This is a genomic window from Paenibacillus sp. TC-CSREp1 (assembly GCF_050171015.1).
In the GTDB taxonomy this organism is placed as follows: domain Bacteria; phylum Bacillota; class Bacilli; order Paenibacillales; family Paenibacillaceae; genus Paenibacillus; species Paenibacillus silvae.
Genome location: NZ_JBNOKM010000010.1, coordinates 20,812 through 43,101 on the forward strand (window position 1 = coordinate 20,812; position 22,290 = coordinate 43,101).

At 48.5% G+C, this 22,290-nt stretch carries 20 protein-coding genes; 12 read left to right on the forward strand and 8 right to left on the reverse strand.

Features of this window, described 5'->3' with window-relative positions; translation table 11 throughout:
- Window positions 1–149 precede the first annotated feature (149 nt).
- The 5 genes from ACQSGY_RS16345 (at window position 150) to ACQSGY_RS16365 (ending at window position 4,405) form a co-directional block, all read left to right on the forward strand.
- Window positions 150–1,157 (forward strand): hypothetical protein, encoded by a 1,008-nt coding sequence (locus ACQSGY_RS16345; RefSeq protein WP_427052655.1) that lies wholly within the window; start codon window positions 150–152, stop codon window positions 1,155–1,157.
- A gap of 313 nt (window positions 1,158–1,470) precedes the next feature.
- Window positions 1,471–2,466 carry an NUDIX hydrolase gene (locus ACQSGY_RS16350; protein WP_427052656.1) on the forward strand — a complete coding sequence of 332 codons (996 nt, stop codon included), beginning with the start codon at window positions 1,471–1,473 and terminating at the stop codon, window positions 2,464–2,466.
- Between the two features lie 2 nt (window positions 2,467–2,468).
- Complete coding sequence (locus ACQSGY_RS16355; RefSeq protein WP_427052657.1) at window positions 2,469–2,945, forward strand: NADAR family protein; 477 nt, start codon at window positions 2,469–2,471, stop codon at window positions 2,943–2,945.
- Window position 2,946: 1 nt separating this feature from the next.
- Window positions 2,947–3,924, forward strand: coding sequence for a TIGR02452 family protein (locus ACQSGY_RS16360; RefSeq protein ID WP_427052658.1), 978 nt, complete (start codon window positions 2,947–2,949; stop codon window positions 3,922–3,924).
- A gap of 58 nt (window positions 3,925–3,982) precedes the next feature.
- On the forward strand, window positions 3,983–4,405 hold the full coding sequence (locus ACQSGY_RS16365) for a macro domain-containing protein (RefSeq protein ID WP_427052659.1): 423 nt from the start codon (window positions 3,983–3,985) through the stop codon (window positions 4,403–4,405).
- Between the two features lie 195 nt (window positions 4,406–4,600).
- Here the strand turns inward: ACQSGY_RS16365 and ACQSGY_RS16370 are convergent, their stop codons facing one another.
- From ACQSGY_RS16370 to ACQSGY_RS16385, 4 genes are all read right to left on the reverse strand, one after another.
- Window positions 4,601–5,557, reverse strand: a complete 957-nt coding sequence (locus ACQSGY_RS16370; RefSeq protein ID WP_427179445.1) for an ABC transporter substrate-binding protein — start codon at window positions 5,555–5,557, stop codon at window positions 4,601–4,603.
- 93 nt (window positions 5,558–5,650) lie between these two features.
- Window positions 5,651–6,652, reverse strand: coding sequence for a FecCD family ABC transporter permease (locus tag ACQSGY_RS16375; RefSeq protein WP_427179447.1), 1,002 nt, complete (start codon window positions 6,650–6,652; stop codon window positions 5,651–5,653).
- Window positions 6,653–6,717: 65 nt separating this feature from the next.
- Window positions 6,718–7,689, reverse strand: coding sequence for a FecCD family ABC transporter permease (locus ACQSGY_RS16380; RefSeq protein ID WP_427179449.1), 972 nt, complete (start codon window positions 7,687–7,689; stop codon window positions 6,718–6,720).
- 201 nt (window positions 7,690–7,890) lie between these two features.
- Window positions 7,891–9,549: a helix-turn-helix domain-containing protein gene (locus ACQSGY_RS16385; RefSeq protein ID WP_427052660.1), complete on the reverse strand. Its 1,659-nt coding sequence runs from the start codon at window positions 9,547–9,549 to the stop codon at window positions 7,891–7,893.
- Between the two features lie 523 nt (window positions 9,550–10,072).
- Here ACQSGY_RS16385 and ACQSGY_RS16390 point away from each other — a divergent pair.
- On the forward strand, window positions 10,073–11,065 hold the full coding sequence (locus tag ACQSGY_RS16390; RefSeq protein WP_145403585.1) for a Gfo/Idh/MocA family protein: 993 nt from the start codon (window positions 10,073–10,075) through the stop codon (window positions 11,063–11,065).
- On the opposite strand, the gene ACQSGY_RS16395 is transcribed toward ACQSGY_RS16390, so the two are convergent.
- Entirely contained in the window at window positions 11,057–11,353 is a 297-nt protein-coding gene (locus ACQSGY_RS16395) for a hypothetical protein (protein WP_427052661.1), read from the reverse strand. The two genes, ACQSGY_RS16390 and ACQSGY_RS16395, sit on opposite strands and share 9 nt — an antisense overlap.
- A gap of 91 nt (window positions 11,354–11,444) precedes the next feature.
- Here ACQSGY_RS16395 and ACQSGY_RS16400 point away from each other — a divergent pair, with 91 nt between their 5' ends.
- Window positions 11,445–12,083, forward strand: a complete 639-nt coding sequence (locus ACQSGY_RS16400) for a pyroglutamyl-peptidase I (protein WP_427052662.1) — start codon at window positions 11,445–11,447, stop codon at window positions 12,081–12,083.
- Window positions 12,084–12,585: 502 nt separating this feature from the next.
- Window positions 12,586–12,744 carry a hypothetical protein gene (locus tag ACQSGY_RS16405; protein ID WP_427052663.1) on the forward strand — a complete coding sequence of 53 codons (159 nt, stop codon included), beginning with the start codon at window positions 12,586–12,588 and terminating at the stop codon, window positions 12,742–12,744.
- A 401-nt stretch (window positions 12,745–13,145) separates the two neighbouring features.
- On the opposite strand, the gene ACQSGY_RS16410 is transcribed toward ACQSGY_RS16405, so the two are convergent.
- Both ACQSGY_RS16410 and ACQSGY_RS16415 read right to left on the reverse strand, forming a co-directional pair.
- Window positions 13,146–13,988: a 1,4-dihydroxy-6-naphthoate synthase gene (locus tag ACQSGY_RS16410; RefSeq protein ID WP_427052664.1), complete on the reverse strand. Its 843-nt coding sequence runs from the start codon at window positions 13,986–13,988 to the stop codon at window positions 13,146–13,148.
- Window positions 13,985–14,752, reverse strand: coding sequence for a futalosine hydrolase (locus ACQSGY_RS16415; RefSeq protein ID WP_427179451.1), 768 nt, complete (start codon window positions 14,750–14,752; stop codon window positions 13,985–13,987). Before ACQSGY_RS16415 ends, ACQSGY_RS16410 begins: the two co-directional genes overlap by 4 nt.
- 1,643 nt (window positions 14,753–16,395) lie before the next feature.
- Between ACQSGY_RS16415 and ACQSGY_RS16420 the strand changes: the two genes are divergently transcribed.
- From ACQSGY_RS16420 to ACQSGY_RS16435, 4 genes are all read left to right on the forward strand, one after another.
- Window positions 16,396–16,785 (forward strand): GntR family transcriptional regulator, encoded by a 390-nt coding sequence (locus tag ACQSGY_RS16420; protein WP_427052665.1) that lies wholly within the window; start codon window positions 16,396–16,398, stop codon window positions 16,783–16,785.
- Entirely contained in the window at window positions 16,778–17,680 is a 903-nt protein-coding gene (locus ACQSGY_RS16425; RefSeq protein WP_427052666.1) for an ABC transporter ATP-binding protein, read from the forward strand. Before ACQSGY_RS16420 ends, ACQSGY_RS16425 begins: the two co-directional genes overlap by 8 nt.
- On the forward strand, window positions 17,655–19,697 hold the full coding sequence (locus ACQSGY_RS16430) for a hypothetical protein (RefSeq protein WP_427052667.1): 2,043 nt from the start codon (window positions 17,655–17,657) through the stop codon (window positions 19,695–19,697). The genes ACQSGY_RS16425 and ACQSGY_RS16430 overlap by 26 nt, the downstream gene beginning before the upstream one ends.
- Before the next feature lie 246 nt (window positions 19,698–19,943).
- Window positions 19,944–20,837 carry a hypothetical protein gene (locus ACQSGY_RS16435; protein ID WP_427052668.1) on the forward strand — a complete coding sequence of 298 codons (894 nt, stop codon included), beginning with the start codon at window positions 19,944–19,946 and terminating at the stop codon, window positions 20,835–20,837.
- A 70-nt stretch (window positions 20,838–20,907) separates the two neighbouring features.
- Here ACQSGY_RS16435 and ACQSGY_RS16440 read toward each other — a convergent pair whose 3' ends face one another.
- Window positions 20,908–22,086 (reverse strand): MalY/PatB family protein, encoded by a 1,179-nt coding sequence (locus ACQSGY_RS16440; protein ID WP_427052669.1) that lies wholly within the window; start codon window positions 22,084–22,086, stop codon window positions 20,908–20,910.
- Window positions 22,087–22,290: the final 204 nt, after the last annotated feature.

The window sequence follows — 22,290 nt, forward strand, 5'->3', positions numbered from 1 at the left end:
TACTAAAAAATACAGTGTAAACGATTTTAGAGTTCGGTGTTTATAAATATGGAAAATATGGTATTATCTATTAGGTGTAGTTTGAATTCAGAGGCCGCCGATCAGAGCGTATATGTTCAAAAAACATAGGTAACAAAGGAGGCAATCGTATGTCTAATCATCAATCTCGGCGCTTTACGGCCATGCAATGGAAAACACTAATATCTTCTTTTCTTGCATTCATCCTGTTGCTGGTGTCTGTTGCGCCGGCTTTTGCCGCTTCTCCGGGAAAAACGGTCAATGCTTCGGCCAAGCTGGCGTACAATCTTAAAGGACTCAAGTATGATAAAGCTGTTCAAAAGGCATATATCGCCAGTAAATATGTATACGTTACGCAGCGTGTAAATGGGACATGTCATCTCTCCAGACTGCTGATCAAAGGCAGCAATGCAGAATATGTGGATCATATGACGATTACAAACAGTGGTCATTGCCAGACACTGGATATGTATACGTACAATGGATCGAACTATTTCTATTTTAGCTCCAAAGCAGATCCATCAACGTCTTATTACTGGTCGCTTCAGGTAGCAAGACTTCAATATCAGGCAGGTAAGACGGTGAATTATACCGATCTGCATCGGTTCACTTATATGAACTACGCGAACAAAAAGGGTTCAAAGCAGGGTACGACATATCGAGTGGATGGCGGTGGCAACAGCAATTATACCGTATTCCGGATTCAAACGAGGGAGGGCGGAAAATCCAGCACAGATAAAGTGGTGTGGTCCGTATATGATACGGCTGCACTCAACAGGCTGCTTGACCAGAACAAGCAGGTCCGGATGGACAGCTCTGCTGCCATTAAAGCTGCAGTTTCCAGTTTCACGCAGTCGGGCAGTGGCATTATTAAACCGAATGGTTCTTTTCAGGGCGCGGACTTGCTAGGTAAAACACAAATATTTACTTCCGGCGGGGCTGAAGGAGATACACCTCAGATTGCTAAAATTTCGAGCTCAGGCACGTATCAGACTCTTGTAAAAATAACGAATGTCGGAAAACATGAAATTGAGGGTGTGCAGAACAAGAATGGCAATGTCTACTTTACAATTGTCACAGACCCTGGAAACAAAAAGAACGGGCAGAAAATATACTATGTCCCGGACAGCATATTTTAAGGTGAATCAACCTCTGGCTGGACTCTGAACACTACACTATGAAGTTCTACGAACTCACTGGAAAGAAAAAATGCCGTCGTGCTTGCTCTGTATGTTATAGAGCCAGGCGACGGCTTTTTGATGTTTGCGTGGTGCAGGGATTCTGATGGTCATGACCTTGGTTATCAGGCAGGGCGCCGCGTGTCCGAGCTGCGCTTGGAGGTACGGTGTAAAACGAGCTGCACATGATTTGACCTGCATATAGCGAATATGCTACATTGATAATAACTTATTGTTAATAACAAAATGTTAATAACAGATTGGGGGCATAATCATGTCTCATGGAAATAGAGAGAATAGAGCTGCAAGTGATACAGGGGCTCAGGCTGAACTACATGCAGAACAGCTTGATCGGAGCAAACCTGTGCTGAGCTCTGTGCGGCAGGAGCTGCCGGCTATAAGCGAAGAGGAATTTCTCAGAACATATGATGCAGGAGATTATGAACGTCCTTCAGTCACTGTCGATATGCTGGTATTTACGATTCGCAGTGAAGAACAAGAGAATTATCGTAAGCTTGCGGAACCTGAGCTTGGGTTACTGCTGATTCGCCGGGGAGGTCACCCTTATCTGGGCCAATGGGCATTGCCCGGGGGATTCGTATCCATGCAGGAATCACTGGAGGATGCGGCGCGGCGAGAATTGCAGACGGAGACGGGGCTGGATAACATCTATCTGGAGCAGCTATACACATGGGGAGATGTGGGCCGTGACCCGCGTACACGCGTAATCAGCTGCTCTTACATGGCATTGGTGGACAGCAGTGAGCTGGAGCTTGAAGCCGGCGATGATGCCAGTGAAGCAAGCTGGTTTCGAGTGGAGCAGAGGCTGATTGAGGAGAAGCGGCATATCCACGAGCATGGACGGGTGACGGAGCGCAGACTTCAGCTCATGCTGAGCAACGGAACAGAGCAGCTAACGGCCATAGTGGAGACGAAGGAGCAGGTGCAGGGGCGTGTACGCAGCAGAAGTCTGAGTCTGCTGCAGGCTCAGGGAATTGCTTTTGACCATGCCAAAATCATTCATTATGCGCTGGAGCGGCTGCGCGCCAAGATTGAATATACCGATATTGCGTTTAATCTGATGCCTGAGAAATTCACACTGACCGCGCTGCAGAAGGTGTATGAGATCATTAGCGGCAAAAAACTGCTGGCTGCTGCCTTTCGGCGCAAAATGGCAGATTGGGTAATCGAGACGGGGGAATATGCAAGCAGTGCGGGTCATCGGCCATCCCGCTTGTATCGGTTGAATCCCGAGAGGGAGGTGATATGAGGATGGAAAAGTTTACGTTTTTCTGGCACACAGCATCACCATTCTCCCAGTGGCACCCGGCCCATTTTATCGTGAACGGGCTTCAATACACCAGTGCGGAGCAATATATGATGCATCAGAAAGCGCTGCTCTTTGGCGATCAGAAGATCGCAGAGCAAATCATGAGCACGAATTCGGCATCGGTGCAAAAAAAGCTGGGCCGACAGGTCAAGGGTTTTGACCAGACCGTATGGGAAGCCGAATGCCAGCGCATTGTTTATGAAGGCAATCAGGCAAAATTTACACAGAACGAGGAACTGCTGGCTGCTTTGCTGGCTACTCGTGGTACAACACTTGTGGAAGCAAGCCCGGATGACCGGATATGGGGTGTGGGACTTGCCGAAGATAATCCGCGTATTCGTAATCGCTCGACTTGGCGAGGAACGAACTGGCTCGGAGAGATTCTGACACGTCTGAGAGAAGAGATAGGAGATGCTTGAAATGAGTTATTACGAAAAAAACAATAAACATAACCAATACAATAGTAAGGCTAATGGAGCTAATAGATCTAATGCATCAGCAGACCGCACAGGCGTCAACTCGCGTTCCGGACGCTCGCGTATTGCCCATCAGACGTTGGAGATTCTGGAAGAAGGTACGTACGTGAATGGATATGACCGTGCCGTTCATATCAAGCAAGATATGCAGCAGGCTATTCAGAACTCCGTGCTTTATCGCCCTTCGGAGCTATCTCTTTTGAAGGAAAAGCTGCGCAATGGGGAGGCTGTTAACTCATCAGGGAACCAGCAGGATTCTATCGTATCTCAAGGAAAAATGGCGCGGATCGAAGTAACAGGAGAAACGACACTGGCGGCAGCTGCCCGTCTGACGCTGGAGGAAGGAAGAACGGATGTTGTGTGTCTGAATTTTGCATCGGCCAAAAATCCGGGTGGCGGATTTCTTGGCGGAAGTCAGGCTCAGGAGGAAAGCCTGGCACGTGCAACCGGGCTGTATCCATGTATTGCCCAGATGCACGAGATGTATGAGTATAATCGCAAGCAGCGCTCCTGTCTCTATTCAGATTATATGATCTATTCACCACATGTGCCCGTGATCCGGGATGACAATGATCGATTGCTCGATCAATACTATACCAGTTCATTCATTACGGCACCAGCAGTCAATGCAGGTGTGGTCAAGGAGCGGAAGGAAGCAACGGATGAGCAGATTCATGCGGTGATGAAGCAGCGTATTCGATATATTCTGGAGGTTGCGGCTGCCCAAGGTCATCGAACGATTGTGCTGGGGGCTTTCGGCTGTGGTGTGTTTCGGAATGAGCCTGCGCAGGTGGCAGCTTATTTTGCGGATGTACTGGTTCAGGAGCGATACCGTGATTATTTTGATCGTATCGTCTTTGCCGTATTTGACCGGAGCGCAGGACAACGAACGCTGGAGACGTTCCGCCGAATGCTGGCGTAGACTTTAGGAAACGGAGTGGTGGAGTATAATCCACATCGCAGGAAAGGATTGATATTACATGCAGTTTGATGAACGGCAGCAGGATTTGTTTGAACTGGAGGAGGACTATTCCCTGGCACACTGCATATCGGCTGATGCACGGATGGGCAAGGGGATCGCTGTGCAGTTTCGGGAGAGGTTTGATCTGCAATCCCTTCAGGAGCAGGCCAGGCAGGAGCCGCTTGAGATCGGCAAATGTTATCCGGTTGGACGGACGCTGAATCTGGTTACCAAAGCTAAATTCTCCAACAAACCGACGTATTTGTCATTAACCCAGGCAGTGGAGTCCATGCGGACAGTCTGTGAAGAGCAGGGGATTACCCGGCTGGCTATGCCCCGAATCGGCTGCGGACTGGACCGGTTGAAGTGGGAGAAGGTTAGCATCATTATTCAGAATACATTTGCAGATATGGATATTGAGATCGTTGTGTGTGCGGTGTAATGATTAGGATAAAAAATAAAAAAACCTCAGCCTGGTAAGGGAAACGCAAGGCATAGAGAGCTGTAACACTTTGTTAGTGTTTATCCCTAGGCCTATTGAACAGGAGCATGAGCATCGTGCTCACCGTCTTGTTAACGTGGTTCCCTTGCCAAAGCGAGGTTTTTTTGTTGGTTGCAGCGTGAGGTAAAGCTTGATTTACTTTTTAGAAAACATTTCTTTCGCTTCGTCCATTGCCATCTTGTTGCCGATCGAGGAATAATCAAGCCAAGGCTGCGCCCCGATTGGATATACATGTCCGGCTTTGACAGCCTTCAGGCCTTGCCAGATCGGATTGTTTTGCAGCTCCTTGAACATCGTTTGTGCTTCATCATCCGAGTTTACCACAACAAAAATGGCATCAGCATCATAGTCTGGCAGCACTTCACGTGATACGACCTGATACGGCTTGGCGGTATCCATCTCCTTGATGCCTTTGGCTGGAGTCAACCCGAGGTCGTCGTACAAAATAGGACCCATTGGACGGCGTGTGCTGAATACACGCAGCTCCTTGGCCGTGACACGAATGGCCATCACGGTACCATCCCCGATCTGATTATGAATCAGAGATTTCACTTCCTTCGTTTCCGCTTCGTAATCCTGAATGTATTTCTCGGCCTGCTGCTCGCGGTTCACCAGCTTGCCAATCTCCTTCAGATGATCACGCCAAGTGCCATTGTCGAGGTTGAATACATGCACTGGTGCAATTTTCTCGAATTTGGCGATATCATCACCAGAAAATTCCTCATCCAGATAGATCACATCAGGTTTAAGGGCAAGCAGTGCCTCCATGTCCGGGTCTTTTACAGGGCCGAGCGGTGTTGTATCCTTCAGGAGGTCAGCGACATGGGACAGGAACCCCTTTGCTTCGCCGCCAATAACGGAGCCGACCGGGGTGATGCCCAGGGAAAGTAAATCATTAGTCAGGTGAATCGACATGGATGCAATTCGCGGTTCACCTGAAGCCGTAGTCTTGTCGGCATTGTCAGCCGAGCTGCTCGTATTTGTGTTTTGGTTTGCTGCATCAGAGCCAGACGTGGACGATTTGGCTGCCCCGCAGGCTGCAAGTACAAGCACCAGGCTGATGGTTAGCAAAAGCATTAGATTTTTCTTCAACATATTTGTCATTCTCCTTGAACTTCTATTGGATTCATCTTGTGTAATGTAATTGAATTTGAATAAAGTGTATCGAATGGTTCATCTTCATTATCATTTGGTTCGTACCAGCAGGTATAAAAAATAGGGTGCACCGATCGCGGCTACAACAACACCTGCCGGAATGGCATTTGGTGCAAAGATTGTTCGGCCAACCGTATCGGCCGTCACCAGAATGACCATGCCGATCAGTCCGGCAGCGGGAATCAAATGCCGATGTATCGGCCCGACCAGTCTGCGGGCCAGATGAGGGGCAGCAAGCCCGATAAAACCGATCCCTCCAGCCATGGATACACTCACTGCGGACAAGGCTACAGCACAGAGAAGCAGCAGAATACGCCTTGAGCGGACAGGTGTTCCAATGCTGGTTGCAGCTGCATCACCCAGATGGAAAGCGTCCAGCGTTTTGGAGCGACTCCAGATATAGGCGATACATAGCACTACCCAGGGAAGCAAAGCCTGGACATGAATCCAGTCGCGGCCCCACACACTGCCTGCAAGCCAGCGTGCTGCAAAGGAATACGTGTCCTCATCCAGACGCAGCGACAGATACAAGGTGAGCGCATGGAATCCGGCGGCCACGGCAATACCGACCAGAATAAGCTTGATCGGAGACACCCCGCTATGTCTGTCGTAGGACAGCAGCATGATGATCAAGGCGGCAGCGACACTTCCGGCAAAAGCAAAGATCGGAATCAACAGAGCCACAGAGGTGTCCATGCTGAACGAAAGGCTTACAAACACGATAAGCCCGAATGCAGCTCCAGCATGCAAACCCAAAATCCCCGGATCAGCAAGGGCGTTGCGTGTAATACCTTGCAGAGCAGCACCTGCAATGCCCAATCCAGCCCCGGCAAGCACCGTCACGAGTATTCGCGGCAGGCGGTAATCAAACAGGATGATCTGATCCTGTTCACTTCCCTGTCCCAGAAAAGTCTGAAGTACAGCTACAGGAGACATTCGCACGGTGCCTGTATTCAGGCTGATGATGATGACCAGTATTGCAAGAATGAGCAGCACAGCACTGATGATCAGCGCTTTCTTACCCCGGGAGATTTGATTGAAGGTTTGATTGAACCTGCCGAAAATGCTCGCTGCGGATGCAATTTTCCGTTTCACCACTACAAAGCCCTCCTTTCTTTCCGGGCCAGATAGAGGAAGAACGGTACGCCGACAAAAGCAACCATGATCCCTACTGCCAGCTCTTGAGGCGGATTCACAATACGTGCCCCGAGATCAGCCAGTACCAGCAGGATCGCGCCCAGAAGGGAGGACATCGGTATAATTAGCCGGTAATCTACACCCACCAGTTTGCGGGACATGTGCGGAATAACCAGACCTACAAAGCCAATGGAGCCTACTGCTGATACAGATACCCCTGCGAGCACAACGACAGCAGCGAGGGCAAGCAAGCGGGTCCAGCGCAGATTAAGTCCCAGATTCAGAGCTACCTCTTCACCGAGTGACATCAGCGATACACGCCTTGCGAGAGGCATGGTGAGTAGCAGTGTAACTAGCAGCACGGGAAGAATGAGACTCAGATGGCGCCATTCGATACCTCCAAAACCCCCTGCGTACCAGAAGGCCAGATCCTGGCTCAGGTCAAAATAAATGGCGACGCCTGTGCTTAATGAGCCAAGCATAGCGGCAATAACGGCTCCGGCAACGGTCAGCCTGATGGAGCTCAGCCCTCCGGGTGCAGCCATCCCGAGCAGGAAGATGAGCAGAGTGCCAAGCACCGCCCCAAGGAAGGACAGCAGCATAATCCAGCCATAGGGTAATCCCGGCCAGAAGGCAAAGCTTAGCGCTACGACAAAGGTTGCTCCTGCATTAATCCCGAGTATGCCAGTATCGGCCAGAGGATTGCGAGTAATCCCCTGCATTAGCGCTCCCGCTACAGCAAAGGCTGCTCCGATTACAGCGGCAGCCAGTACACGCGGCAGTCGAAGCTCATGGATGATCTGATGAGATGTCATGGAAGGGTTGTAGTTGAATACGGCTGTCCACACCGTTTCAAGCGTTAACCCTTTGGCTCCCAACGAGATGGCAACAAACATACTGATCAGCAGGACGGCGGCGGCGGACAAAAACATCAGGCCAACGGTGATTGCGGATCGTTTAACAGTAATCGGACGCTGGGGCAGTCCCGGATGTTGGATACGGGTCACTCCTTTATAACAAATAACATCTTTCGTTGTTATTGATTATCATTATCAATTAGTGAATATTATAAAATCTTAATCCAGGCCCGTACATGGCATAAATTAAGATTTGGGAAATGGACATTTTTTAGATTACAAAAGTACAGGCCTGCTCGTCAACATCGAGAGCGCTTCCTCGAGCTGGATGTTAATGGAATATGGAGCGTAGACAACCCAGGCGCTCCAATCGACCAGATGCACCCGCCCGTTGCGCACGGCAGGATGGCTGCTCCATAACGGATCATTCTTTAATTTTTGCAGCAATGTTGCTCGATTATGCATGTTGTCTATCGCAAGCACCAGCACATCGGCTTCGAGACCATGCCACTCCCCGGGTGTAAACGGCATCCAGTTATAGCCGACTCCAGGAGCTTTTCCGTGCAGTTCAGCCTGGATACGCGGGGGAGCAGCGAGCTGCAGCGTACGATAGAACACATGACCGAAGTTGCGATGACTGTACATCCGTGGACCTTTGGCGGTCAATGTGCCTACAGCAACCGTAAGGCTGCCTGCAAGCTCCTTGATTTTTTTGCGTGCACGCTCGGCTTTGCGCTCATGCCCGTCCAGCCAGTCTTTAGCCGCTCGCGTACGATCCACAATGGTAGCAATGCGTTCCAGATGGCCGAAGACGTCCGTTTCGTTCCATGGAATCGTAATGATGGGAGCGACATCACCAATATGCTCCATCGCTTTGGCTGCGGCATTATCCTTGGTCAGAATCAATTCGGGATGCACATCCAGAAAAGCCTGACGACCCTGCTCCCAAGGCTCATAGGCATGAAAAGGCAGTTTGAGCGAATTAGGCATGTGAGGCAAATGGCCTTGAATCTGAGCTGCGCAAGGCGTAATGCCAAGGGTCATCAAGTGGTCCGTATACGGGTAGGAGAGGGACACAATGTTGCGATGGACCTGTTTGGCATATGCAGTCGGCGCATATCCGGCAAAGTTGCGGAAGCGTCTGCTGAAATAAAATTCGTCCCTGTAACCGACCTCGCGCGCGATATCACGAATGCGAAGATCGGAGGTGAGCAGCATCTCCTTGGCCCGGTTCATCCGCAGATGTGTGATGTACTCGATCGGATTTTTCTGCATTCGGCTTTTGAACAGTTGCGAATAGTAGGACGGATGCATTCCGGCCAGTTCAGCCAGTGTATCCAGCTTGATCTCATGCATGTAATGCTGCTGCATGTATCGAAGGGTTGTTTTTAGCCACGCCTCGGGATTGTTTCGATTCTCTTCAGCGGCAGCGGACTTGTTATCTTCAGGCCAGAGCATATGGAGCAGGTCGGTTAGCAGCAGTTGTGCTTTGATATCACGGGATGCGGCTTCATGATCGGATTGTGCGAGTTCAGTTATTTGTGCCGTAATACGTTGAATGCCGTAAAAAGGTCCTTGAATCAATCCGGTAACAGGTGAATGCAGTTCACGTTCATAGATGCGTCTCGCTTCTGTTTTCTCAATTGCCCGGAACAGATCGTACTCAATAATGTACACCTCAGTTTCGTGATCGGCTTCAGATACAAGTTCAAGGCTTGTCCCAGGTGTGAACAGGCAGGCCGCTTTACGCATGATACGAGACAGCTCGCCGTTAGCATTCAAGGTGCCAGTGAAGCGGTGCATATATATAAAAGTGTGATGTGTGAGTGCAGCTTTATGCCACTGAAATGGCTGGTGAGTGTTGATATGCTTCGCTTGACGCAGCTCAAGCAAGGCATGCTTCAGAAAATGCTCAAGCTCTTTATGTAAGCCCAAGCTCGAAGAGGCAGACTTGCCCTGTTCTGTGAAAGCTATTGTCTTCGTATCTTTAGTTGACAAAGGTATGGTCTTAGGACTGTTAGTGCGGGCAGTTCTAGAAGAGTTTGAAGTGCTGATAGAACTGGTATTGTTTGCATATTCAGTAGTGCCACAATCTAGCGTTAGAGCAGACTCGGCATCAGGGGTGGAGCGTTTATTATTATCGCCGCATGGGCGTTCAGGCAGCTCGTTGTCTGAAGGTATGCGGTTATGGTCGATATTCCTTTTGCTGATCATGGCGTACCTTCCTTTCAGAGAATGAATCCTTTTTGTATTTTCGCGTTCCTATATGTATTCTCAGCTTGTTTCTAACCCATCTTAGCAAATCTGCTGCGCAAAATGAAATGTAACTCGCGCGAGCATCATTTTCTGACGGGAGTGCTTCTTTTTGGTAAAATAAGAGAGATACGATGTTGGACTGGATGAAATGTTCTGAAGTGATGGATCGGCAGCAGCAAATTTCTTTGAGGAGGGTGTATTTATGGAGAAACGGGACAAAGTGCGGTGGGGCATTATGGGGACGGGGTGGATTGCATCCCAGTTTGCCAAAGATCTGGAGCATGCCGGAAACGCAATAAAGGCAGCGGTCGGTTCACGGACGGCAGGTAGCGCCGAGAAGTTTGCAGCCGAGTATGGTTTTGAACACGCTTACGCTTCATATGATGAATTGCTGCGAGATCCTGAGATCGATATCATCTACGTGGCAACCCCGCACCCGGTACATAAGGAAAATGTGATGGCTTGTCTGGAAGCAGGCAAAGCAGTGCTCTGTGAGAAACCGTTTACGATGAATTCTCGTCAGCTGGAGCAGCTGGTGGAAACGGCGAGGGAGCGAAAGCTTTTTCTGATGGAGGGGATGTGGACCCGCTTCCTGCCCCCGATTGCTCAAGCACGTGCATGGATTGCGGAAGGACGAATCGGACAAGTGCGGATGGTACAGGCAGACTTTGGCTTTCGTATCGGCTGGGAGCCGGAAGGACGTCTGCTTAACCCTGATCTGGGCGGCGGCGCGCTGCTGGATGCGGGGGTGTACCCGATTTCCTTTGCATCGATGATCTTTGGTGAACAGCCGCAGCATGTATGGAGCACTGCGCATATCGGGGAGACCGGTGTAGATGAACAGTTCTCTGTATTATTGTCCTACTCCGAAGGGCGTTCTGCTTCGCTCAATGGTGCCATTCGCTTGAATCTGAACAATGAGGCTGTTATTTATGGAACGGAAGGCCGAATTCGGCTACCTTTTTTCTTGGCAGGCAAGGAAGCATATTTACATCTGAACGGTCAGGATGAGCCTGAGAAATACGTGGATGATCGGACTTGCATCGGATATGCATTTGAGGCAGAAGAGGCTGGACGCTGTATTCTGCAAGGCCGCACGGAGAGCCATACTATGAAGCTTGATGAATCACTCGAAATTATGAAGCTGATGGACACCGTCCGCCGCCAATGGGGATTACGTTACAAATCAGAGTAAGCAGCGAAGAATTTCCAGCATGGTGAGGGCGTGTCTTGAAACCTGCTGGAGTGCATCTTTAGCTGAAACCTGCCGAAGTTCATCCTTAGCTGAAACCCGCTGAAGTGCAATCTTTAGCCGTTTTTTGCTCCTTGCTGCGTGCTTTCCTTTGGCGTGTCCTCGGTGCGCCTGTGACAAACTTCCTGACTTGAAACGAAGATTCGGTAAAAATCTGCTTCCTTCAGCGTTTTCAAACAATCCTGGATGAAATTCAGGAATGATGGCGAGGAATTGCAGCTCCCAGCACACGGCGCCCTGCCTCATGACAAGGTGGTGGTATAAGGGGCGCTGGGCATTGAGTTTTGCTGTTGTTATTTTACATCAGGAGGGAGTAGGGTGAATGTTAAAGTTTCTGATCTCCGGGTTTGAGCCGTTTGGCGGGGATACTGTGAATCCAACGGCAGCATTGATGCAGGCTTTGGAACATGAAGCAGTGGAGGGAGCTGTATTCAAAACCGTGCTGCTGCCTGTGCATTTTGATGAATGTGCAGATTTGCTGATTGCAGAGATGAAGGCTTTTCAGCCGGATGTCGTTATTGCATGTGGACTGGCGAAAGGCAGAACAGCGATAACACCAGAACGCATTGCAATTAATGTAAAAGATATTCCGTCCGGCTCTTATGCGGATAATCAGGGTCGGCGTCCTGTGGACGAGCCGATTGCGGCGGGAAGTCCTGATGGATTATTTTCCACTCTGCCGATCCGGGCAATGGTCAATGATATGGTGGCTGCAGGCATCCCCGCCGCTGTCTCGAATACCGCAGGTACGTATATATGCAATAACACGATGTATCGGGTGCTGGACTACATTCGCATAGAGCAGCTTCCTGTGCAGGCAGGCTTTGTACACTTCCCGGCTTCAACTGAAATTGCTGCTATGGCGCCGTCCGTACCGTCTTTGCCGCTTTCCATGATGCTTGACGCACTACACTCTATGATTCGAACCGTAATATCTGAATCGAAGAAAATTGAAGGATGAGGAAAGTGAAGTGAAGTGATGTAAAGGAAAGGAATGGAGGAGAATAGAATGTAAGTTAATTGAATGGAAGAGGAGAGACGAGAAGGGTATAGAAAAGAAGAGAAGAGAAGATACCGGAAAAGAGATAAGTGAATGTAAAGTAATACAAAGAGTACTGCAAAGAGCAGTACAAAGAGCAGTACAAAGAGCAGTACAAAGAGCAGTACAAAGGGCAATACAAGGAGCAATACAAAGAGTAATAATAGGGAGAGGAAGGAGAATGCGGCAGAAGAAAATGAACAAAGGATAGCTCACTCGTAGAAGTATTGACCTCATAACCATAAACAAAGTGGCAGTCCTGTTGACGTAAAGCCGAAGAAAAGGACTGCCCTTTGATACGCAACGGATAAATATATTGTGATGCACAATAAGCGGTGGTGCAACTACAGTATATAGTGGTGACAATTAGCAGTGCGGATCAATATGCAGCACACAGTGGTGCAAATAAGCAGTGCTAATCCATATGCAGCACACAGTGCTGACAATAAGCAGTGCCAATCCATATGCAGCACACAGTGGCGCAATAAGCAGTGCCAATCCATATGCAGCATACAATGGTGCAATATGCAGTGCGAATCAATATACAGTAAACAATGGTGCAATATGCGGTGCCAAGCAATAAATAGCACACAATGGTGCAATATGCAGCATATATAGTAAGCTAACCAAGCACTGAATAGCTGAATAGCGTCTCGAGTCCAGGCTGAGAAATTCTAACGATTCGTAGGAACGCTATTTCAGTAATTTAGACCAGATCGAGGTCGAAAAGAGTGATTTTCAGGCAAATAAGGTTGCTGGGAATCGTTAGATTTGGCAGACCACGAAAAATGGACAAATAAGGTCTGTCAGGATCGTTAGCGGTTGACACACACTTAATTGGCGTTGGCCCAGATGATGAACTCCGAAAATTCCACGAAATATACTTAAGTGATTGAACACATTAGCTCTGCGAAGGATGCAGCTCTTTACTCTTTACTTTACCAGCACTTTACATAGTAACTCTCTCCCCGCTCAGCTCAGCAACTAAATTCGTAACAGGTTCAGATCGAACTCGGGAACCAGCTTTTCTTTCATGGCTCGTCCAAGCAGAGCGGTGATTGCAGCGTATCCATCCTCGCCCAGATTTGCGCTGAATTCATTGACATACAGGTCGATATGCTGAGCAGCTACAGCCGGGTCCATTTCTTGTGCATGTTCCATGACATAAGGTCTTGATTCTTCAGGATGTGCCCAAGCGTACTCGACCGATGCACGTGCCCAGCCAGCCAGAGCTTGAGCATCCAGATCACGGCGAGCAATAATAGCACCAAGTGGAATTGGCAGACCCGTATCACTCTCCCACCAGTTGCCGAGGTCGGTCATTAGTTTGAGATCGTAATTTTGATACGTAAAACGTGCTTCGTGGATAACCAGTCCGGCATCAATCTGACCGTCGCGGACGGCAGGCATGATTTTATCAAAAGGCATGACCACAATTTCACCTACACCGCCGGGTACATTTTGTGCGGCCCATAGACGGAATAAGAGATAGGCTGTAGAACGCTCGCTTGGTACAGCAACCCGGCGTCCAGACAGATATGCAGGATCGGTAGTGCCATTAGCTGTTAGAACGAGAGGGCCACAGCCTCTGCCGAGTGCACCTCCAGCGGGTAATAAAGCGTAATTCTCCAGAACATAGGGGAGTGCCGCATAGGAAATTTTCATAATTTCTGGAATATCCGGTCCGAGTGGGCTGGCGGCCAGGCCATTTGTTATATCGATATCCGCATAGCGAACCTCAAGCTCAGGTGTACCTGGAATCAATCCATGCACCCAGGCGTGAAAGATAAAAGTATCGTTAGGACAAGGGGAAAAAGCAATATTCATGATGTGATAACCTCCCGTAAAATAGAACTTGCTGCCTGGAGCGCATCGAGGGCATCCTTGATGCGCCAAGCGTCGCGGTCGCGTGGACCGACCGCGTTAGATATGCCGCGCAGTTCGAGCACCGGCAGGCCGAACTGCTGCGCGGCTGTTGTTACGCCGAAGCCCTCCATGCCTTCGGCGGCAGCATCCGGCACGCGGCGCAGCAGCTCCGCGGCCGTCTCCGCAGTTCCGGTCGCCGTGGACACGGTGACCGCAGTGCCTCCGCTGACAGCGAGCCCTGCCCGCTGCAGCTCATGGCGAAGGCGCGCGGCAAGCTCCGCGTCCGCCGCCACACGGGACGAGCCGAATCCGAGCTCGTCCACAGAGAGGAAGCCGTCTGGCGTCTGCGAGCCCAGATCGGCTGCAACCATAGCGTCGGCTACCACAAGGGAGCCGACGGGCGCACGGCCGGGGAACCCGCCGCCGATGCCGGCACTAATCACCAGCCTGTAGGTTGGTGACCCGTTGCCGGTCCCGCGTGCGGGCCCCGGCCAGGATGCGGCAGATGCCTGTGCCGCATCCGATTCCTCTGGCGCAGCGGGGCCCTGCGCCAGTTTATGTGCACTTGCCGCTGCTGAAGCAAAAGCCAGGGCAGCGGCAGTTCCGGCAGCGGCCGAGGCAGGGCCAACGCCCGCCGCAATCACATCAAAGTGATCTGCGGCATGGTCGCCCAGCCCCCGAAGAATCGCATCCTTTTCCGCATCAACTGCAGTCACAATCAGTATACGTGAAGAGCTGCCTGATACGTTCGCAGAAGCTCCCTTGCTTTTTTCCGCCTCTACGTATGTGTCAAAGCTGATATTTGTACCAGCTTCGGCATTTGTACCTGCAACTGAATCTGTGTTTATCAACATTTCAGCATGTGTATCTTTAGCCGTACCTGTGTCTGTACCTATGTCTGTATCTGTATCTATGTCTGTATCTGTATCTATGCCTGTATCAATGTCAGTATCAGTAGTAGCAATTGTGCCCTTAACAATATTTATTGAGACATCCATGTTAACGTTACTCTCTGGGGATTTGCCGCCCTCAACCGAGGGAGTAACACTGTTGTTATTACGTTCAACAGGCTGCTGTTCAGTCATATTCGAAATGCTCCTTACCAAGACGTTATTATTTATCAGCTATAAGCTGTATGATTCGTACATTCTGAAGATTATAAGAGGCTGTGTCCATTGGAAAAGAACAAATTTAGTCTTTTTGTCTTTCAAAGAGTGGACAATGTTTTCAAAAAGCTACTATACCCCTGCAAGTCATTCGAATTCTATATATAGATATAAAATAAATTTAATAAACCAATTAATCTATATGTAGATTAGAGGTTGTGGTGTGTTGTTTATAAAATAGTGTCCACCTTTTGCTAAACAAAATACAAAAATGTGCGCGGGTGGTGGACGGATTCGAGACGTTCTGAGGCGCGGTTCAAATCTACTTTGAAATCTACTCTCAGATCAACTCTTGGACTAGACAATCCAATAATCGTTCAAAATTGGATCAAACCTAGCGCAATTCATCTTAACTCAATTCACCTTAACACGATCCACCTTAACCTAACCAAACTAACTCCTTTCATCATAACGAAGGGGTAAGAGAAGGACAAGTGACAGACCACTCACAACATAAGATTACATTAGTCGCCAAACCATACATTCGCTGAAAAAGCTGACATCAGTCATATGAACTAGCCTAAATGTAATGCAACTTTTTTTGTTGTCCATACTTCCACATGATCTAAGCCAATCATTCCTTGCTTCAACGTTTCATTTCTCTTACATCAGTTACTTCAACAACGTATAACAAACGATATACAAATTATATCACGCATTACAGAGTACACTCGTCAGCACCAAGCATTGTACGTAACTTTATGTTAATTATATCATATTGATTACCTGTGCATACTTTTCCTCAACCAAAAATTGAATCCATCTAACATATTGACAATCTGTATTAACTGTATTATTAATAGTAGTACGGTTAGTACGGTGGTTCAATGCAGACCGAAGAACGTAAACAGATGAACCTCACCGAAGGTGGTATTCGTGATGGATAGCACACAGGCAGCAGGTGAACCTCACCGAAGGTGGTATTCGTGATGGATAGCACACATGCAGCAGATGAACCTCACCAAAGGGGGTATTCGTGATGGATAACACGCAGGCAGCAGGTGAACCTCACCGAAGGTGGTATTCGTGATGGATAGCACACATGCAGCAGGTGAACTTCACTCAAGGTGATTTTCCTGATAAAAGCACCTCAGCACCTAAGTAAATCATGAATTTCACCTACGATCTCACTGGCCGTAATAGGCGCAACAGCAGTAATAACAGCACAGTAATTATCAACATTTTATGAGAGGAGGTGCCGGATGTTCGAATTGGATGTACGCAGCCGTAAGGCGATCTATGAGCAGCTGGTGGACAAAATCAAGGAAATGATCGTATACGGTGTCCTGAAACCCGATGAGCAGCTTCCATCCGTCCGAGCTTTGTCAACACAGCTCACCGTGAATCCGAATACGATTCAGAAGGCATACCGTGAATTGGAACGTGAGGGTTATATTTATTCGATACCGGGTAAAGGGAGCTTCGTATCATCATCTGTGGAACATCCGAATGAAGCGATGAAAGATGAGATCAGAGAGTCTATGGTGAAACTTATCGCTGAAGCTTCGTATTCCGGTTTAACCAAAGCGGAACTGACTCTTTTATTTGAAGAAGCGATGGTCCGTATAGAGAGGGAGGTGTCTCATGATTGAGCTCAATCAAGTCATCAAAGCTTTTGAACAGGAAAAGGCCGTCGATGGTGTAAGTATGCACATACATAAAGGTTCGATTTACGGCTTGCTTGGTTCCAACGGAGCAGGTAAAACATCGCTGCTCAAAATCATCGCCGGCATATACCGTCAGGACCGCGGCACGGTACACATTGACGGGGCTGAAATTTACGAAAATCTGGACCTGAAGGGTCGCACGATTTTCATGGCCGATGCACCCACCTTTTTCCCGCAATCGACGATTACCCATATGGCTGCATTTTACCGTTCTGTCTACCCGCGGTGGAGCGATGAGCGTTTCGAGCAGCTGGCTTCTGTCTTCAAACTGGATGTAAAACGCAAGCTTCATCGTATGTCGAAGGGCATGCGCCGTCAGGCTGCGGTATGGCTGGGACTCAGCTGTATGCCTGAGGTACTGCTCATGGATGAACCGATTGATGGTCTCGACCCTGTCATGCGCCAGCAGATCAAAAACCTGCTCTTTCAGGAAGCGGCCGAGCGCCAGGTTACAATCATCATCTCCTCCCACAATTTGCGGGAGATTGAAGACCTCTGCGATCATGTTGCGATCATGCATAAGGGCAAGATTATCGTTCAGAAAGATCTTGATGACCTCAAGGCCGATACACATAAAATTCAGATTGCTTTTCGCCACCCGGATCATGCCCGGTTGCTGAAAGAACAAGTCCACATTTTGCATGAAGAAAAAAGAGGAAGTGTTTCCTTGTACATTGTTAAAGGTCATCGTGAAGATGTTACCGCCCAATTCCGATTGCATGATCCGTATCTGCTGGATGTACTGCCGCTGACGCTGGAGGAAATTTTTATCTATGAAATGGAGGGTGCAGGGTATGATATTCAACCGATTGAACTTTAACCGCGGCATCCTGTACCAAAATTTCAGGCAGCACGGATGGATTGGTCTTATTTATCTGCTTCTCTTATTATTATCTCTCCCGCTGACCATCGGAACAGCATATCGGGAAAATGCAGTGAAAATCGACAGCTTGTTCATGGTAAGAGGAGAATTACTTTGGTTTTTTGCGATAAGTGTACCGGTAGTGATGGGATTGTTTCTGTTTCGTTATATCCAAGCTGGTGGACCTTCCGATCTGTATCACAGTCTGCCACTGAAGCGTAAACATCTGCTTACAATGAACCTGCTGACCGGATTTGTGATGATTCTGGTTCCAATCTGGATTACGGCTGGAGTTACCGGCTGGGTGTCTGCTGTCTTGAAGGAGCCTGCCTATATTTTTGATGGCACATCGGTCTGGATGTGGGGCGTGACCATGAGCATTGTCTCTTTGTTCATGTTTACGCTGACGGTTGCGGTAGGCATGTGTATCGGACAGTCCATTTTGCAAGGACTTACCGTGTATGCCATCTGTTTGATTCCGTTGCTCTTCTGGGAAGTTTTTGTATTGCACTTGCAACGTTATTTGTTAGGATTTCCAGATAGCGCGCTTCGATTTGACAGTGGAAAAATATCTCCGATCGCTCGCATCAGCATCTTGAATAACACGCCTCCAGGCTGGAATGAGCTCGGAATCTACGCTGCGCTGACTGTAATCCTGATTGTTCTGACGTACATATTCTATCGTAAACGTCATGTGGAGTCGGCAACACAGGCGATAACGTTCCGCATCGTGAAGCCGATCTTCCGTTTTGGATTCATGTTTACGGTGGTGTTGGTCAGTGGAGCCTATTTTACGATGATTGAACCCCCTGGTTCCAAAATGTGGGGTGTCGCTGGCTACATGATCGGGGGTATTGCAGGATACCTGGGAGCCGAGATGATTATACGCAAAAGCTGGCTTATCTGGAACAGCACCTTGCTGCCAAGGTTTGCTGTATACGGTATAGCCGCCGCACTGATTCTGTACGTGCCTGTCGCAGACTGGAACGGTTATGCATCAAACGTGCCAACGAGTGATCGTGTGGAGAAGGTACGAATTGGCGGAGACCATTACATTTATGTGGATAACCAAAGTATAAAGATGGACGACGATCAATTTTATTCCGCAAATGCGGGATATATTGACGCTGTAGTTACACTACATCAGAAAATTGTGGCTTCGGACCTGTCTTTGCGACAAATGGGGATGAACCGGACTATACGTGATGAAGAAGAAGTCAGAATTGATTATCAGTTGAAAAATGGTAAAACATTATCGCGGCTATATTACATTCCAACGTCCGATTTTCAGCAGGAGCTGATGGGCATGAAAAACTGGGATGATTACAAAACGACCAGGTACGAAACATATGTACTGGACGGTGATGTTCGGCACATTGGAATTCGCTCAGGTTACAACGGGGATCGGACAGCGTTTATCACAAATCCACAGTTGGTTCGCGAATTCAAGGCTTTGTTGAAATCGGAAATTCTGAATCAATCGTACGACGATCAGCTGTCACCATGGGAGACATTTGCGTCCGTTGAAATTTACATGAATTACCCGGATGCATCCTCTTCCAAGCTGATGTTGGATCGTGCCAATCGCAGCGCAACGTATGAGATTAAACCGAGCTATAGTCGGTTGATCGAGTGGCTGAAAGAAAACAAGCTGTATGATCAGCTGCGGGTGTCTGCAGACGAGGTAGCCTCTGCCCAGTTCATCAAACAGGAGATCAACAGTCCAGGCAACGTCAAGCTGGTTTATGCTGATTCGCAGTTTATAGACACTAATCCCCAAGGCGACCAAATGATCGTGACCAAAAACAAAAAAATTATTAGCGAGCTGCTCCAGCGCCGAAGATCCGGTTTTTACACAGATAATGACACGATCTATCAGATCAAACTCAATTTTATCAGAGGTCAGAATGCGTATATGATATTGAAAGAGGATGACCTGACCGAAGAGATGAGAGCCATTTTGCTGGACAAATAATGCTGTATTCGTGATGTGAGAATTTAGCTTGACCAGATGCCTTGTATGGAATATATTAGAAAAAGAAAAGATTCAAGCGATTTGTTATTTCACTGAATCTCATATGGAACGTCTTGATGGGGAAGCACCCGTAAGAGCAGGCACAAGCCTGACTTACGGGTGTTTTTTGTCGTGTCGGGAATTGTTCAGTGGTCATAGCAACGCAGGTTTAATCACTATTTTTGATGTGATGAAGGGGGAAAAAAGATGAATAAACAACGACGTGTATCCGGAACAGACAAACGATTACATGCATTCGGAACACCGAATCAACTAGGCCTGTTTAAGTGGGTAATCTTATTTATGTTTATGTTCGGGGTGGGAATGACCTGGGATGCAGCAACCGTGTATGGGGAGGGGCTGGAACTGAATGTCAATGCACAGAAAGCCTGGGATACCGTATTAAACAAGGCTGATGCATCGACCAAGCGCTCCCTGCTGCGAGCATATGAAAGCACAGGGGAATGGAAGACGCAGGAAGGGCTATGGCAGCAGAAAATCAAGCAGCTTCACAAAGCGAATGCGGATGAACTTGTGAAGCTTCGAAAGGCAATACGCGAGACGGATGCAGCCAAGCTGACGGCTCTCCAAAAGTCGCTTGAGGACACACAAGCACGTTATGAGCCTTTATTTAACCTCTATCGTTCCCTGAACCAACAATTGTCTGCTGCCAAGGCTGTCCAGAATAAGGAATGGAGAGCAGCCCTTCAGGCTCAGGCCGAGACGCTGAAGCCGTTGGTGAAGCTGGCAAGGGAGGATATTCGAACGAGGAAGGCAAACCTTGCTGAAGCTCGAAAGCAGAAGAATGCTGAAATCAAGCGTCTGAGAACCGTGTTAAATGCAGCAACTGCTGTAAAAAAGCAGATACAAACAGCCCAAAAGAAAGTCAGCTTGGCCAGAGAACGCTATTCTAACGCATTGCGCAGCTTCAAGCAAACATTAAAAAAGGTTGATCCTGCACGTACATTGACTGCTCTGCATTCACTCGCAGCTGCGGCTGAGAAATGGGCGAGCGCGAGACAAACCATCTATACATTAGAGCAGAAGATATCCGAAATCTACGATAAGGTAGGTCAGGAGGTTAGCAATCGTCCCAAGTAACCAATATAAAGAAGGTGCCCTGTAGTCCGCCATGATTCAGCATGGCGAGACTCCTGGAGCACCCTTAAGCTTACTTGTTAAACAGTATAGATAATCTGCGCATCGCTTCTTCAACCGTAGCACGTGAGCAAGCAACGTTAATACGCATAAACCCGGTACTTTCTGCTCCGAATACAGCGCCATCGTTGAAGGCGAGCTTGGCCTCATGCAGCAGTTTGCGGGTTAATTCCGCATGAGTCATGCCTAATCCGCGGAAATCGACCCATAACAAGTAGGTTGCTTCTGGCAGAAGCACGTTGATGCCAGGTATATGCTCTGTAATATACTGCTGCACATACTCCATATTACCTCGAATGTAAGTGAGACACTGGTCAAGCCATTCCTCGCCTCCATCGTATGCAGCCATGGTAGCAGTAGCCCCGAATGTGCTGATGCTGGACAGGCCCATCGTCCGTACACCCAGAGCGAAGCGTTCACGCAAATCAGCGTTTGCAATAATGATGTTGGATGTACACAAACCAGGAATGTTAAACGTTTTGCTCGGTGCTGTGCAGATGATGCTGTGGTTTTCAATCTCCTCCGAGATCAGACTAAGCGGTGTATGAGCACCGCGCTCATATATAAGATCGGCATGAATCTCATCTGATACGATGAGTACATTATATTTCAGACACAGCGAAGCGAGTCCTTCCAGCTCCTCCCGGGTCCACACCCGACCAACCGGGTTGTGAGGGCTGCAGAGAATCAGCATTTTGACCTTGCCGGTCTGGAAGCTTGCTTCCAGCTGTTCCAGATCCATCGTATAATGTCCTTGCTTTTCAAGCAATGGATTGGTGAGCAGTTCCCGGCCTTGACCTCTCACTACATCATAAAAAGGAGGATACACCGGAGTCTGAATAACTACGGCATCACCTGGTGAAGTGAATTGCTGTACGGCTATGCTGAGTGCGGGTACGATGCCTGGTGTAAATACAATCCAGTCTGATTGAATTGTCCAGTTATGGCGGCGCTCCATCCAGTTGATAACGGCCGCTTGATAAGCATCTGTCTGCAGAGTGTAACCAAAAATACCGTGTCCCACCCGTGTCTGCAAAGCTTCGATAACAGAAGGCGGAGCGGCAAAATCCATATCGGCAACCCACATCGGGAGTGCATCTGTCACACCAAAGAAGTGCTCCAGCCCGTCCCACTTTTCGGAAGCGGTGGATAAGCGGGTAATAGGTGTATTGAATGTGCTCTGGTTTATCATAACTAGAAGTCCTCCTTGAGTTGTGGTTGCATTGTGTTTGCGTTTCTAGAAAATATCTAAAACATCATCCTATATATCATCGGATACATCTTCTATTTTCGCAACTTCCAAACCATTTTTATGTGCCCCAGGTCCTGATTTGGCGAGATAACGTTTACACTGTTTAATCCAGTGCTTATGATAGGGCTAATGTGAAATGCAAGC